This is a genomic window from Streptomyces sp. NPDC012510, from assembly GCF_042955065.1.
Lineage (GTDB): Bacteria > Actinomycetota > Actinomycetes > Streptomycetales > Streptomycetaceae > Streptomyces.
The window spans coordinates 260,178-274,195 of sequence record NZ_JBIBEN010000003.1; the positions used below are offsets into that span (position 1 = coordinate 260,178).

Genomic DNA, 14,018 nt, shown 5'->3' on the forward strand with positions numbered 1-14,018 from the left:
TGGGCGGATCTTCCTTGGGCCGTGCGAGAACGAGCGCACAAAACAACACACAAACGAGCGCACAGAGACTAGAAAGCGCTTTCAGTTTCCTGAATGCTAAGCACGTGTTTTGGCCATGTCAACGAAACGCGTTGGCCTCTGTGTTGTGAAAGGGAGTGTTGTGACTCCACGACATCGCATCGTCCGGGCCGTGGCGCCCATGGTTCCCCTGGTGCTCGGCGCGAGTCTGACGGCCACGCCTGCGGTGGCCGCGGACACCTCGGCCTCGGCGGCCCCGAGCGCGGTCACCGTACGGATCGACCCGTCGTACCAGCAGCAGGAGTTCGAGGGGTGGGGCACGAGCCTCGTCTGGTTCGCCAACGCCACGGGCAACTACCCCGAGCCCGTCCGAAGACGGCTCGTCGACATGCTGTTCGGTGAGGACGGTCTGAAGCTCAACATCGCGCGCTACAACATCGGCGGCGGCAACGCCCCGGACGTCCGCAAGGACTACATGAAGGCCGGCGCGACGATGGAGGGCTTCTGGAAGGCCCCCGAGGGAACCACCCGGCAGGACATGGAGTGGTGGGACCCGAACAACCGCGACCACTGGGACTGGAACGCCGACTCCGGCCAGCGCTGGTGGGTGGACCAGATCAAGGACAAGATCACCACCTGGGAGGCGTTCAGCAACTCGCCGCCCTGGTTCCAGACCGTCAGCGGCTATGTCTCCGGCGGCTTCGACGCCAACACGGACCAGATCCGCGCGGACCGCGTCGACGAGTTCGCCACGTACCTGGTGCGGGTGACCGAGGAGTTGGAGAAGCGGCACGGCATCGACTTCGACACCATCGCGCCGCTGAACGAGCCCAACACCAACTACTGGGGCACCCAGATCGGCGCGAACGGCCAGCCGACGGGCGGCCGTCAGGAGGGCGCGCACGCGGGACCGGCGCTCCAACAGAAGGTCGTCCTGGCGCTCGACAAGGCGTTGGAAGGGGCGAGGACCGACGCCGAGATCTCGGCGATGGACGAGACCAACCCCACGATCTTCACCCAGAACTGGAACGCGTACGACACCGCCGCGCGGGCGGCCGTCCCCCAGCTCAACGTGCACACCTACGGCACCGGGATGCGCACCAGCGCCCGTGACATCGCCAAGGGCGCGGACAAGAAGCTCTGGATGAGCGAGGTCGAGGGCACCTGGGGCACGGGCAGCGACTTCACGACCATGGAACCGGGCCTCGGGATCGCCACCCGCATGGTCGACGACATGCGGGAACTGGAGCCCTCCGCCTGGGTGTTCTGGCAGCCGATCGAGGACTCGATCCCGCAGGCGGCGGCCGGCAAGAACTGGGGCAGCATCCACGTCCCGTTCAACTGCAAGGCCACGGACACCCTGGAGACCTGCCCGATCCGGGCGAACTCCAAGTTCCACACCATCCGCAACTTCACCCACCACATCCGCCCCGGCGACCACTTCGTGAAGGTCGACGACCCGTCCAGCGTCGCCGCCGTCAAGAAGTCCGGCCGCGCGGCCACCGTCGTCCATGTGAACAGCGGCACGACCGCGCGCTCCGTGACCCTGGACCTCTCCCGCTTCGGGAAGGTCTCCTCCCGCGCCACCGTCACCCCGGTCGTGACGAGCGCCGACGGCGCCCTCGTCGAGGGCACGCCGGTCCGGGTGAAGGACGAGTCGGCCACACTCGACGTCCCCGCCAAGTCCGTCACCACCTTCCTGGTCCAGGGCGTCAGCGGTGCGGCGAAGGACGCCGCCCTCGTCCAGCCCGGCCACGTCTACCGCCTCCAGGGCGCGCAGAGCGGCAAGTCGCTGGCCCCGTCGGAGGACGGCACCGGCGTCGTCATCCGCACGACGGACGCGAGCAGCGCCCGGCAGCTGTGGTCGGTGGAGAAGCTGACGCCCGGCAGCGACAACCGCGAGCGCTACGCCCTCACCAACGCCGAGACCGGCAGGCGGCTCGCCGTACGCGACAACCAGGCGGTCCTCGAAGAGGGGCCCGACGGCGAGGTCCCGGCAGCCGCCCAGTGGATCATGTCGACCACGGGTGACGGCAGTTGGACGTTCGTGAACGCCGCCACCGGACGCCTTGTCGACGTCACCGGGCAGTCGTCGGCGGACGGCGCCAAGGTGTCGACGTACACCCCGACCTCGGCGGCCAACCAGCGCTGGAGCGTGTCCGACGAGACCGTGCTGCGCACCGAGCGTGCCGAGGCGTTCACCGTCCCCGGTCTGCGGCCGACGATGCCCGAGACCGTGACGCCGGTGTTCCGGGACGGCTCCCGTGGTGCCCTGCCCGTCGTGTGGGAGCTGCCGTCGGACCGGAAGTGGCGCAAGCCGGGGACCGTACGGGTGACGGGTGAGGCGACCGACGCCCTCGGCCGGACGATCCCCGCGAAGGCCGTCGTCACCGTCGACACGATCACCTCGACCGTCCCGGGCCGCGCGAAGACCTTCGTGCGCGGCGAGCCGGAGCTCCCGGCCACGGTCGTCGGCGTGGGCCGGCACGGTGGCCGGACCAGCCTGCCGGTGGCCTGGGACGCGGCCCCCGACGGAGCGTTCGACAAGACCGGTGTCGTCACACTGACGGGTACCGCGAAGGTCGTCGACGGCGGCACGGTCGGCGCGACCGCCCGCGTCCAGGTGACCGAAGCGACGGAGACCAACATCGCGACCGACTCGAACGTCTCCGTCGCCGCCACCTTCACCGAGAGCGGCTACTCCGCCGAGCGCCTGCGCAACGGCAACACCGCCGAGAAGGCCTGGTCCAACTGGAGGTCGGGCACCAAGAACCCGTCCGACACCATCACCTTCGGGCTCCCGAAGGCCCGCGGCCTCAGCCGTGTGGTCGCCCACTTCCACCGGGACGGGACCAACGCCTCCTTCCCCGAGAGCCTGAAAGTGCAAATCCAGGCGGCTGAGAACGGTCCGTGGACCGACGCGGGCGACCCCGTCACAGTCGGCACCGAGGGCACACCGGTGATCGACGTCCCGCTCGACGCGGGCCCGGTGACGGGGGTGCGGGTGGTCATGACGGCACGTCAGGGCGGTTACATCACCCTGGGTGAGATCGAGGTGTTCGCCAAGGCGCCGGGGGTCTCCTCGGACGCCGCCGCCTCCTCCGTCGAGGTGGGCGGAAAGCCGGTCCCGTCCTTCGACCCCGACACCACCGCCTACCGGGTCGTGACCGCCGACCCGGGCCGCGCGGCGGTCACCGCCACCGCCCGCGACCCGTACGCGACCGTCACCGTGGAACGGAGCGGCCGGACCACGGCCGTCGTCACCGTGACCGGCGAGGACGGCACGCGTTCGCGGACGTACCGGATCCAACTCGTACGACGCTGAAGCGAGCGTGAGGCGACGGGCGGGGGTGGGCATCGGCCACCCCCGCCGGTCGCCGCGTACGGCGTCGGTCAACTGCTCGCGCAGGCGGTTCCGTTGAGCGTGAACGCGGTCGGCGCGGTGTTGGTGCTGCCCTTGGCGCCGACGAACCCGACCGTGACGGAGCCGGCGGCCGGGATGGTGGAGGTGTAGGAAGCGGGCTTCACGCTCACCGCACCACCGCTCTGGGTGACCGTTCCGCCCCACATGTTGGTGACGGTCTGGCCGTCGGCGAAGGCGAAGGCCAGCGTCCAGCCGCTGACGGCGGTGGTGCCGGTGTTGCGGATGACGATCTCGCCCTGGAAGCCGCCGGGCCACGCATTGGTGGCGCGGTAGGTGACGGAGCAGTCGCCGCCGGGTGTGCCGCCGCCCTCCTCGGTCGTGACGTTCACGGTGGCGGAGCGCGCCGACCGGTTGCCGGCCGCGTCCCGGGCGTAGACGGCGAAGGTGTAGGCCGTGTCGGCGGTGAGGCCGGTCAGGGTGGCGGTGCTGGTGGTGGAGGCGGCGAGCTTGGTCTCGGTGGAGCCGGTCACCCGGACGATGTCGTAGCCGGTGACGCCGACGTTGTCCGTGGAGGCGGTCCAGGACAGCGTGGCGGAGGTGGCCGTCACGGCCGAGGCGCGCGGAGCGCCGGGGGCCGTCGGGGCCTGGGTGTCACCCGGGTTGCCGCCGCCGAAGACCGTGGCTTCCTCGGCGGTCTGCGCGATGCCGTCGGCGCCGTTGAAGATGCGCTGGCCCCAGGCGCTGAGCCGCGTGGGGTCGAAGTCGATCGACAGGTCCAGGATCGGGTCGGTGTTGCCGCTCCAGGACCAGGCGAGATAGCCGAGGTCGAGCCGCTCGGCGGTCGCCATCATGGTGTCCTCGTCCGGGTCGCCCCACTGGTCGGCGGGGCCGCCGAACTCGCCGATGAGGATCGGCAGTCCGGCGTTCACGAAGGCGCCCAGATAGTCGGTGATCTCGGCGGCCGTGTCGAAGACGCTGTACATGTGGATCGAGAAGATCAGGTTGCCGGTGGTGTCGGCCTCGTACACGGACCGGGCGTTGGCGCGCATGACGCCCTGCCAGTCCTGGCCCCAGTTGGGCGCGTCCACCATGATCGTGTGTTCGAAGCCCGCGGTCCGCAGCTTCTGCACGGCGGCCTTGGTGGGGGCGGTCCAGCCCGCCGGGTCGGTGTTGCCCCAGGGCTCGTTGCCGATGTTGATGATGACGTAGTTCTCCTCGCCGGCGAGGACGTCCTTGAGGCCGATCCAGTAGTCGGCCGCGTGGTCCAGTGTCCCGGCCGCGGCCTCCTCGCCGTATCCGGTGGTGTCGTGCACCTCCAGGACGCAGATGAGCCGGTTGGCCTTGCACTGGGCGACCACGTTCGCCACGTCGGCCGGGCTGTTCTCGGTCCAGCGGTGCCCGTCGGAGAGGACGACACGGACGGTGTTGGCGCCCAGCGCCTTGATGTCGGCCAGCGACTGGGTCTCGCCCGGATACCAGGTGTGGGCGTGGTTGACGCCGCGCATCACGAAATCGTTGCCGTTGCCCTCCAGCAGTCGGCCGTCGCTGATGTGCAGGCCGGTCGCCCGGACCTCCGGCGCCGAGCGGGCCTGGGCGGTGGCCGGGGCGAGGACTCCGAGGAGGGTGAGCCCGATGAGGCTCGCGACTCCGGCCAGGAGGGCTCTCAAGGGGTTCCTGCGCTGTGTGCTGCTTGTCGTTCTCACTGCGACTCCAGGTGGGGGTGAGCGCCGAGAGGGGCGGGCGGGGGGAGATTATGGGAGCGCTCCCATGGACTCATTTCGACACGTACACGTCAACCCTTCGTGCGTGCCGGGTATCGGGAAGGACGCGACGCTCAGCTCCGCAGTCCCGCCCTCGTCGCCGCCGCGACGACCGCGTCCCGCTCGGCGCCGGAGAACCGCCCTTCGGCCGCCCAGACGTCGGCGAGCGTGCGCACCGCCCGCACGAACGTCTCGGACGTCGTGAAGGGCGCCTGCGCCCAGAGCACGTCCAGGAAGGTCAGGCCGTCACTGCGCGACCGGTTCGGGACCCCGGAGTCCGCCGTGCCGAACACGACGACCGGCTCGGAACGCCTGAAGTAGGCGTGATAGGGCACGTCGTTCCCGATGAAGAACGGTGCGAGGGTCAGGCCGTGGGTGGTGAAGTGCAGCGGCCTGCCCTCGGGACGGATCACGTCGGCCAGATCGCCGCGCAGGGTGAAGCCCTTGTAGAAGGAGAAGGGCCGGAACCCGGTCTCCGGGCTCTGCGCGACCAACAGCAGCGGGCCGAAGAACACCGACTGGACCGTGGGATCGTCCAGGGCCCTCTCCACCCGCAACCGGTAGGGCGCGGAGATCCCGACCCGGTCGCCGCGCCGCCAGTTCCGGCTCAGGGTGACGTACGAACCGGGCTCGGCCTCGACCCGTTGCCGCACCCCGTTGACCGTCACGGTGAAGCCGGCCGTCGCCCAGGACGGCACCCGAAGCTTCAGGTCCAGCCTGCCCCCGCCCTCCCGGAAGGTCAGGGTGCGCACGCCCTCGGCCGGGTAGGCGCCGGCCTGCTGGATGACGAGGCCCCGCTCCGGCCACCGCAGGGTGGAGGCGAGGTACAGGTTGACGTAGAGCGCGGCGCCGTCGGCGGAGCGGAAGTACACCGAGTCCTGGTACTTGGTGTGGTTCTCCATACCGGTGCCGCCGCAGCAGGTGCCGGTGTTGCCGTACTCGCGCACGACCCCCGGCCCCATTCCGACGAAGTAGGTGACCTCCGGGCTGCTCGTACTGGCCGTGTCCCGGCGGGAGGCGAGGATGTGGTTGGTCAGACCCCGCTCGTAGTGGTCCATGTGGACCGGGTCCGGCTCCCGGAAGAACAGTTGCCGGCTCAGCTTCAGCATGTTGTACGTGGCGCAGGTCTCGGCGTTCTTGTCGTCGAGCGTGGCCGCGACGGCGTCCCGGGCCCGGAACATCTCGCCCTGCCCGGTGCCGCCCAGACTGTACGTCCGGTGCCCCGCGACCATGCCCCAGAAGTTGCGGGCCGCCTCGGCGTACCGCTCCTCTCCCGTCTCGTCGAACAGCCGCAGATAACCGGTGAACTGCGGGATGTGCTGGTTGGCGTGCCGGCCGTCGAGGACGTCCCGGTCCTCGGCACAGGCGTCCAGCAGGGCGGTGTTGTCGAAGCAGCGGGCGGCGGCGAGGTGTTCCGCCCGGCCCGTGAGGGCGTACAGGTCCGCCATCACCTCGTTCATCCCGCCGTACTCACCGGCGATGTAGATGGACCACATGCGCTCCAACTGGGCCTTGGGCAGTCCGCCCAGCCTGCTGTGCACCCAGTCGCCCATCTTCGAGGCGATGGTCAGGGCCTGCGCGTTCCCGGCCAGCGTGTGCGCGTCGAGGAGACCCCGCATGATCTTGTGGCAGGTGTAGTAGGGGGCCCAGATGGTGGGGTACGTCGTGTAGCTCTCCAGCAGGATGAACTGCGTCTCCGGGTACGCCGCCAGGTAACCGGGGTGACTGGGTCTCGGCGAACCGTGCTCGGCCAGGGCGGTCTGACACTCTCCGAGCGCGCCGACCAAATGGTCCAGCTTCGACTTGAGCGCGGCCTCCCGGGTGTCCGCGTACGCCTGGGCGACGAGGGTGAGGAAGTGGCCGCCGTAGTGGCCGCGCAGGTTGCCGTCGGCGGTCTCCCAGCCGCCGGGCGGCCGGGCGCCGCGGGTGTCGAGACCGGCGTTGGCGCGGAAGACGGCCAGGATGCGGTCGGCCGGGTAGGAGCGGGCGTAGGCGAGCATCAGATCGCGCTTGGTGCGGAATACGCCGTCGCCGAGGGTGACCTGGTCGAGGGGGAAGGGGTGTACCGACCAGGAGGCCGGGACGGGCTGGGCGGCTGCGGCGGCCTGGCCGCTCACCGCCTGCGGGGCCCGGCGGGCCGCCGCGTGCGCGGTGCCGGCGAGCACCGTCGTCTGTGCGAGTGGTGTGGCCGCTGCGGCTCCGGCGGCGCAGCTCAACAGCCGTCGCCGGGTGGGGGGTTGGGACATGCGCTCGGACTCCGATCTCAGGTGGGTAGAGGTGGGGGTTGATCGTCCGGTCAAGCGGAGGAGGCGCGAAGGGTCCTCAGGGCGGGCCGGTCACCGTCACCGCCGCCGTTGGCCCGGTAAGTCGTTCCGGCCACGGTCCCCCGCACCTCGATGGTTCCGGGCTCGGCGTAGCGTTCCGGCTCGACCGGGTCCCAGGGCACCGCGGTCCCACCGTCCCTGGAGCCGTCGTTGAAGGTGGCGACGACGGTGGCCGGGACGGTGGGTGCCCGGCCGGCCAGGGTGGTGACGCGCCCCTCGGCGACGCTGGTGATCTCGACGGCGTCGGTCTGCCACACCCACACGGTGGCGGTGACGGGCCGCGCGGCCCGGTCGGCGATCCCGGTGATCCGCACGCTGGTGCCGCCCTCGGCGACCTGCGCCTCGGTGAGAGCGGGCCAGACCACCGGCGAGCGTGCGGTGGAACCGTCCGCGTACACCACGTGACCTCATCGGGCGGTTCCGGGACCGTGCCGCGTGGGGTGGGGACGTGGACCTCGCGCACGGACTCGGGAGGCTCGGCGTACACCTTCCACTCCTGGACGCCGAGGGCCAGGTCCGGGTGTCCGGTGAGCCGGCCGCGCAGGGTGCTCCGGCGGCTCCCGGAGCCGGTGTCGGTGAGGGCCGGGTTCGTCACGGCGACGTTCGTGTCGGTGATGAACTTCGTCTCGGTGACGGTCAGTCCGGTGTCCTCGTGGGTGAACTCGCCGCGCCAGTGGCTCGGTGTCTGCTTCCTGGAGTCGAGGTCCTCTCGCAGAGGGAGGTCCTCCCCGTCGACGGCCAGGTCGACCGTGTACGCGGAGCGGTTGCCGATGCTCTCGCAGTACGCCACCTTGCCCGCGAAGCCGAGCCGCGTGGGGTCGTGCTCCTTCATGAACACGGCCCGGCCCCGGGAGACGAAGCCCGCCGGTAACTCCGGTACGGGCTCTACCGATCCGGGGTAGACCGGGTAGCCGATCCCCGAGTTGTCCGCCTCGGCCGGAGCCACGGCGACGAGCGCGGTGAGCAGCCCGGGCCCCACGGCCAGCGCTCCGGCCAGGGTTCCGCGGTGGTGCCGTCTTCGTGGTCCGCGCACGACTACCTCCCCGTGTCGGTTCCGCTGTCCCGGTCCACGTTCCCGTCCACGTCCACGTCCACGTCACCGTCCCCGTCCCCGTCCGGGCCTTCGGGTCGGGCCTCCGCCGTCGTCGGCAGCCACACCCGCATCGTCGAGGGCCCCCGGTTCGCCCAGGAGTAGTAGGGCACCAGGACGATTCCGGCGGGGGTGGTGGGCCGTGGCGCGGGGCGGCCCAGCGGCTCGTACGGCCAGGCCGCATCACCCTGACCGGTGGGTACGGCGATCTCTCCGGCGACGACGACGGTGGTGGTGGTGGTGGTGGTGATGGTGGTGATGGTGGTGACGGTGTCGGTGCCCGGGGTGTCCGTCACCGGTCCGCCCGGCCCGTCCTGCGGGGCGACGGACGGGTCCACCCGGAGCGCGTCGACGTCATGGCCGTCCGGCAGATCGACGGACTCGGCGCAGTAGACCAGCGGCCCGCGCTGGACGGCCACCGTGCCGCGTACGGCGTCGACGCGGGGGTCGGCACCGATCCAGCGGGGTGCGACGGGCAGTTCGAGCCGGATCTCGTCCCCGGGACGGAAGACGCGGGTGACCGTCGCCGTGCCCGGGGCGACCGGGCGGCGTACGCCTTCGGTCTCCACCAGCCACGCGGTGGCGCCCGCCGTCCACGCGGGCACCCGCAGGGACAGGGTCCAGGAGCGGGCCGGGGAGCGGCCGATCCGTACGGTGACGGTCCCGCCGGACGGGTAGTCGGTGCGGACCCGTAGGGCGACACCGTGCCCGCCGGGCAGGGAGGTGGCGATGTCCGCGTCGGCGTACTGGTGCAGCTGCACCCCCTCGTCGTCCGCCGTCGCCAGATAGGCGGGGAGCTGCGCCAGGGTCCGGGCCACATTGGTCGGGCAGCACGACACCGCGAACCAGGGGGCGCGCAGCCCCGAGTCGGCGCGCGGGCTGTCGAGGTCCGCCGGCGGTGCGACGCCCCGCTGCCGCCGGTGCAGGGTGTTGGCGTAGAAGAAGGACCGGCCGTCCTCGGCAGAGCAGGCCGCGACCACGTTGAACAGGGTCCGCTCGAGGAGGTCGGCGAAGCGGGACTCGCCGGTGGCGAGCAGCAGGCGCCAGCCGAGCATCACGGAGGCGACCCCGGCGCAGGTCTCCGAGTAGGCGCGGTCCGGGGGCAGCGTGAAGTCGTCGCCGAAGGACTCGTCGCGGTGGTGCGAGCCCATGCCGCCGGTGATGTAGGTGCGGCGGGCGACCGCGGCCTCCCACTGCCGTACGACCGCCGCGAGCAGGTCGTCGTCGCCGTTCTCCACGGCCACGTCGACGGCTCCGGCGGCGAGGTAGAGGGCGCGGACGGCGTGGCCGCGCAGCACGGTGGCGCTGCGGACCGGCAGGTCGTCCTGGAAGTAGGCGCGGCCGAACTCGCCCTCGGCGAGGGTGCCGTGGCCGCGCCGGTCGACGAAGAGCGCGGCCTGGTCGAGATAGCGCTGCCGGCCGGTGAGACGGGCGAGTTCCACGAGCGCCGACTCGATCTGCGGGTGGCCGCAGACGGCCTCGACGCCGCCCGGCCCGAAGGTCGAACAGACGTGGTCGGCGGCCCGCTCGGCGATCTTGGTGAGTTCGCCCTCACCCCGGGCGCGGGCCTGGGCCACGCCGGCCTGGACGAGGTGACCCTGGCAGTACAGTTCGTGGCCCTCTTCGAGGTCGCTGTAGCGGGCCGGTTGTCCGGGGCGGCCGAAGGCGGTGCTCAGATAGCCGTCGGGGTCCTGGGCGGGGGCGACGAGGTCGGTGAGGGCGGTGATCTTCTCGTCCAGCGGGGTGCCGCCGCCGTTCGCCGCCTCCCAGGCCATGGCTTCGAGCAGCTTGTAGACCTCGGAGTCGGCGAACTCCCGGCCGCGCCGGTCCCGGTGGATCCGGCCCTCGACAGCAGCCCGGAAGTTACCGGTCCAGCCGACCCGGTCCATCCAGGCGCGGCAGTGGTCGAGCGTGGCCGTCGCGTTGGTGTGCCGTCGCCGGGCCCAGAAACCGCCGGTGATCCTGACCTCGTCGAGGCCGAGCGGCCGCAGCCGGCCCCGGGTGGGTGCCACGGGCAGGACGGATGACGTCACCGCGTTCTCCCTCACCTGTTCATGCCTTCGGTTCGTCCCTTCGGTCGTCGGTGGGATGCCGGCGGGCTCCGCCCCCCGAGGGCTCACCCCGCGGGGTCCGCCCCCCGGGGTTCACCCCTTGAGCGCGCCGGACATGAAGCCCCGTACGTAGTGCCGTTGCAGGAGCAGGAAGAGGAGCAGGCAGGGCACGGCGAGGACGACGACGCCCGCCTCGGTCGCGCCGTAGTCGACCGCGCCCATGCTCTGTTGCCGCAGGTTGGCGACGGCCAGCGGCAGGGGTGCCTTCTCGCTGTCGGAGATGAGGATCAGGGGTGCGATGAAGTCGTTCCAGGCGGCGAGGAACGCGAACAGCCCCACGGTGATCAACCCGGGCCGCACCGCCGGGAGGAGCACCCGGCGCAGCGCGCCCGCCGTGCCGCAGCCGTCGACGAGGGCCGACTCCTCCAGTTCGCGCGGCACCGCCTCGAAGGAGATCCGCATCATGAAGGTGGCGAACGGCAGTTGGAACATCGCCAGCACCAGGCTCAGCCCGATGAGCGAGTTCTGCAGGTGGAGCCTGCCGAGCAGCACGTAGAGCGGGATGAGGAGAGTGGCGTACGGGACCATCAGGATGGCCAGGGTCAGCAGGAACAGCACGTTCTTGCCGGGGAAGTCGAAGCGGGCGAAGGCGTAGCCGCCGAGCAGGGACACGCCGAGGGTCAGGGCGACCGTCAGCGCCGACACGACCGTGCTGTTGAGGAGGTACCGCCACAGGCCCGCGTCGTAGTCGAGCAGCGTCCGGTAGTTGCCGAGGCCGTAGCCGGACTCCTGTGCGGTGCCGGGCTGTCCGCTGACCGAGGCCCAGGCGTTCCACAGCAGGGGGAACAGGAAGATGACGGCCAGGCCTGAGGCGACGACGTAGTGGGGCGTCCGGCCCAGGGCACGGGTGAGCACCGTGGTGTCCCTTCTCCTCGGATGGGTGCGGCGGGTGCGGCGGGTGCGGCGGTGGGGGTCATGGCTCGTCGGCGTGGCGCAGGCCACGGAACTGCAGGGCGTTGAGCATGAGCAACACGGCCAGCACGATGATCGACAGGGCCGCCGCCGTGCCGAGGTTCAGGCGCTGGAAGGCCTCGCGGTAGATCAACTGGACGACGGTGACGGTGCTGTTGTCGGGTCCGCCCTTGGTGAGGATGAAGAACTGGTCGAAGGCGAGCAGTGATCCGGTCACGCAGAGGAGCAGGGTCAGGGAGAGGGACGGACGCAGCAGGGGCAGGGTGATGGAGCGGAAGATCTGGCCCCGGCTCGCGCCGTCCGTGCGCGCCGCCTCGTACACCTCGTGCGGGATGCGTTGCAGGCCCACGAGGAGGATCAGCATGTAGAAGCCGGCGAACTTCCAGACGATCAGGAAAACCGTCGACAGCAGGGCGGCGGTCGGTGAGCCGAGGAAGGACACCGGGTCGTCGACGAGGCCGAGCCCTTCCAGGATGCCGCTGAGGGGACCGGTGGTCGGGCTGTAGAGCCCCCAGAACAGCAGGGAGGCGGAGGCCAGGCCGAGGGCGCTGGGCAGGAAGTAGACCGTGCGGAAGAAGCCGGCGCCGGGCCGGGACTCCTGCACCAGCAGGGCGAGCAGGAGGGCGAGGCCGAGGAGCACGACGGTGACGACGCCGGTGTAGAGGAGCGTGAAGCGGACGGCCGGCCAGAACAGCGGGGCGTCGGTGATGTCGGTGAAGTTCTCGGGGGCGTTGACGCCCCGGTTGCCTGCGAGCAGCGGCCAGTCACTGAGCGACATCTGTCCGACGAGCAGCAGCGGCAGTACGAAGAAGACCCCGACGAACACGGCCGTGGGAGCCGCGTAGGCGAGCCCCCGCGCCTTGCGCGACCGCCACCTCGGCGCGGAGGCACGGGGCGGACGGCCTCGCTCCTTGGGCCGTAACCGGTGCGCGGTCGGCGCGGGCTCGGCCACCTTCACCTGCATGCCTCTCCTCTGGCGTGTCACGGGGACGTGGGGAGTGGTGGGCGGCGCGCCTCAGTCGGCCAAGGACTCGCTGACCGCCTCGTTGTCCTTGTCCAGGGACTTCCCGTCGCCGAAGACGGCGTCGCGCATGAGCGTCAGCCAGGGCCCGTTGGGATCGTTGAAGGTCTGGCCGAACTTGAGCGCGTAGGGGGTGTGGCCCTCGGCCACGAGTTCGTTGACGGTGACGAGCCGGGGGTCGGCGGCGGAGTGCTTGTTGGACGCCAGATCGGTGCGGGCCACGACGTCCTTGTGGGCGGCGACGACATCGACCTGTGCCTTGTCGCCGAGGGACCAGGCGAGGAAGTTCCAGGCCTGGTCGGCCTTTTCGCTGGTCGCGGAGATGCCGATGGCGTCACCGCCGACGAAGGTGGACTTCCCGCCGTCGGGCCCGGGGATGGGGGCGACGCCGAGGTCCAGGTCCTTGGGCATCAGCCCCAGCGTGGTCGACGGCATGGGCATGACCCCGACCTTCCCCTTCGGGAAGATTCCGGTCCAGGACGTCCCCGTCTCGTCCTTCGCGCCGGGCGCCACGATGTCGTCGTCCACCCAGCCCCGGTAGGTGTCGTAGACCTTCTTGGCGGTGGCGGAGGCGAGTCGTGCCTCGGTGCCGTCTTCGTTCAGCACCTCCTCGCCGGCGGCCCAGATGGAGGGCCACCAGGTGAAGACGCCACAGCCACCGCAGTTGCCGCCGAAGAAGGTCCCGTTGACGTCACCGCCGAGCGCGTCCACGGCCCGTGCCTGCTCGTCCCACTCGGCCAGGGTGGTGGGCGGCTTCTCGGGATCGAGCTCCGCCTTGCGGTACAGGTCCTTGTTGTAGAAGAGCACCGACAGGTCGAGGGTGTGCGGCACCACGTACTTCTTGTCCTCGTACGTGCCGGCCTCGAGGTGCGACCGGGCCAGGCTCTCGGCGAAGGGCAGGGCTTCGACGCGTTCGGTGAGGTCGGCGAAGAGGCCGCTGGAGGTGTAGTTCGGGACGAAGACCACGTCGGAGGCGAACAGATCGGGCAGGTCCCGAGACCCGGCGGCGGCACCGACCTTGGCCTGGTAGTCGTCGGTGGGGACGACGGTCAGCTCGACCTTGTTCCTGTGGCTCGCGTTGTAGGCCTCGACCAGGGCCTCGCTCTGCGGGCGGGTCGCCGCGCGCGTCCACATCGTCAGCGTGGCGCCGTCGTCGACGCCCCCGGCCTTCACCGCCGTGCCCCCTCCGCCGCCGCCCGAGCCACCGTCCCCCGACCCGCATGCCGTGACCAGGCTCGCGGCGGCGAGCAGTGCGACGGCCCCGGTGCTGAGACGTCCCGCGCGGCCACGCGGTCCGACCGTGCTCCCCATGTTCGCTCCCCCTTGTGTCGCGGCGAGCCCTGCGGGCCTGCCGGTCGGGACGTGGCTGTGGTGACGCTGAGCGGTGTTGCTGAGCGTGGCACTGAACCGAGTACGGA

At 71.0% G+C, this 14,018-nt stretch carries 9 protein-coding genes; 2 read left to right on the forward strand and 7 right to left on the reverse strand.

The genetic code is table 11. The features are described from left to right. Positions 1 to 199: 199 nt before the first annotated feature. Positions 200 to 3,343 (forward strand): glycoside hydrolase, encoded by a 3,144-nt coding sequence (locus ACFY9I_RS06560; RefSeq protein WP_390998083.1) that lies wholly within the window; start codon positions 200 to 202, stop codon positions 3,341 to 3,343. 68 nt (positions 3,344 to 3,411) lie between these two features. On the opposite strand, the gene ACFY9I_RS06565 is transcribed toward ACFY9I_RS06560, so the two are convergent. From ACFY9I_RS06565 to ACFY9I_RS06575, 3 genes are all read right to left on the reverse strand, one after another. Next, positions 3,412 to 5,085 (reverse strand): cellulase family glycosylhydrolase, encoded by a 1,674-nt coding sequence (locus tag ACFY9I_RS06565; protein WP_390997495.1) that lies wholly within the window; start codon positions 5,083 to 5,085, stop codon positions 3,412 to 3,414. A gap of 131 nt (positions 5,086 to 5,216) precedes the next feature. After that, positions 5,217 to 7,388: a beta-L-arabinofuranosidase domain-containing protein gene (locus ACFY9I_RS06570; protein ID WP_390997498.1), complete on the reverse strand. Its 2,172-nt coding sequence runs from the start codon at positions 7,386 to 7,388 to the stop codon at positions 5,217 to 5,219. A 50-nt stretch (positions 7,389 to 7,438) separates the two neighbouring features. Continuing rightward, a complete protein-coding gene (locus ACFY9I_RS06575; RefSeq protein WP_390997500.1) occupies positions 7,439 to 7,867 on the reverse strand; it encodes an Ig-like domain-containing protein in 429 nt (142 codons plus the stop codon). A 126-nt stretch (positions 7,868 to 7,993) separates the two neighbouring features. Here ACFY9I_RS06575 and ACFY9I_RS06580 point away from each other — a divergent pair, with 126 nt between their 5' ends. Next, a complete protein-coding gene (locus ACFY9I_RS06580; RefSeq protein ID WP_390997503.1) occupies positions 7,994 to 8,368 on the forward strand; it encodes a hypothetical protein in 375 nt (124 codons plus the stop codon). Positions 8,369 to 8,501: 133 nt separating this feature from the next. Here the strand turns inward: ACFY9I_RS06580 and ACFY9I_RS06585 are convergent, their stop codons facing one another. From ACFY9I_RS06585 to ACFY9I_RS06600, 4 genes are all read right to left on the reverse strand, one after another. Beyond that, positions 8,502 to 10,589: a beta-L-arabinofuranosidase domain-containing protein gene (locus ACFY9I_RS06585; protein ID WP_390997505.1), complete on the reverse strand. Its 2,088-nt coding sequence runs from the start codon at positions 10,587 to 10,589 to the stop codon at positions 8,502 to 8,504. Positions 10,590 to 10,700: 111 nt separating this feature from the next. Continuing rightward, entirely contained in the window at positions 10,701 to 11,522 is an 822-nt protein-coding gene (locus ACFY9I_RS06590) for an ABC transporter permease subunit (RefSeq protein WP_390997507.1), read from the reverse strand. 58 nt (positions 11,523 to 11,580) lie between these two features. Beyond that, the gene (locus ACFY9I_RS06595) at positions 11,581 to 12,543 is read right to left on the reverse strand and encodes an ABC transporter permease subunit (RefSeq protein ID WP_390997510.1); all 963 of its coding nucleotides are present in this window, start codon (positions 12,541 to 12,543) and stop codon (positions 11,581 to 11,583) included. A 51-nt stretch (positions 12,544 to 12,594) separates the two neighbouring features. Next, on the reverse strand, positions 12,595 to 13,911 hold the full coding sequence (locus tag ACFY9I_RS06600) for an extracellular solute-binding protein (protein ID WP_390997513.1): 1,317 nt from the start codon (positions 13,909 to 13,911) through the stop codon (positions 12,595 to 12,597). Positions 13,912 to 14,018 lie beyond the last annotated feature (107 nt).

Coding starts and splice junctions, on each gene's coding strand:
- ACFY9I_RS06560 (WP_390998083.1), top strand. CDS start 200: ATGGTTCCCCTGGTGCTCGGCGCGAGTCTGACGGCCACGCCTGCGGTG.
- ACFY9I_RS06570 (WP_390997498.1), bottom strand. CDS start 7,388: ATGTCCCAACCCCCCACCCGGCGACGGCTGTTGAGCTGCGCCGCCGGA.
- ACFY9I_RS06595 (WP_390997510.1), bottom strand. CDS start 12,543: ATGCAGGTGAAGGTGGCCGAGCCCGCGCCGACCGCGCACCGGTTACGG.
- ACFY9I_RS06600 (WP_390997513.1), bottom strand. CDS start 13,911: ATGGGGAGCACGGTCGGACCGCGTGGCCGCGCGGGACGTCTCAGCACC.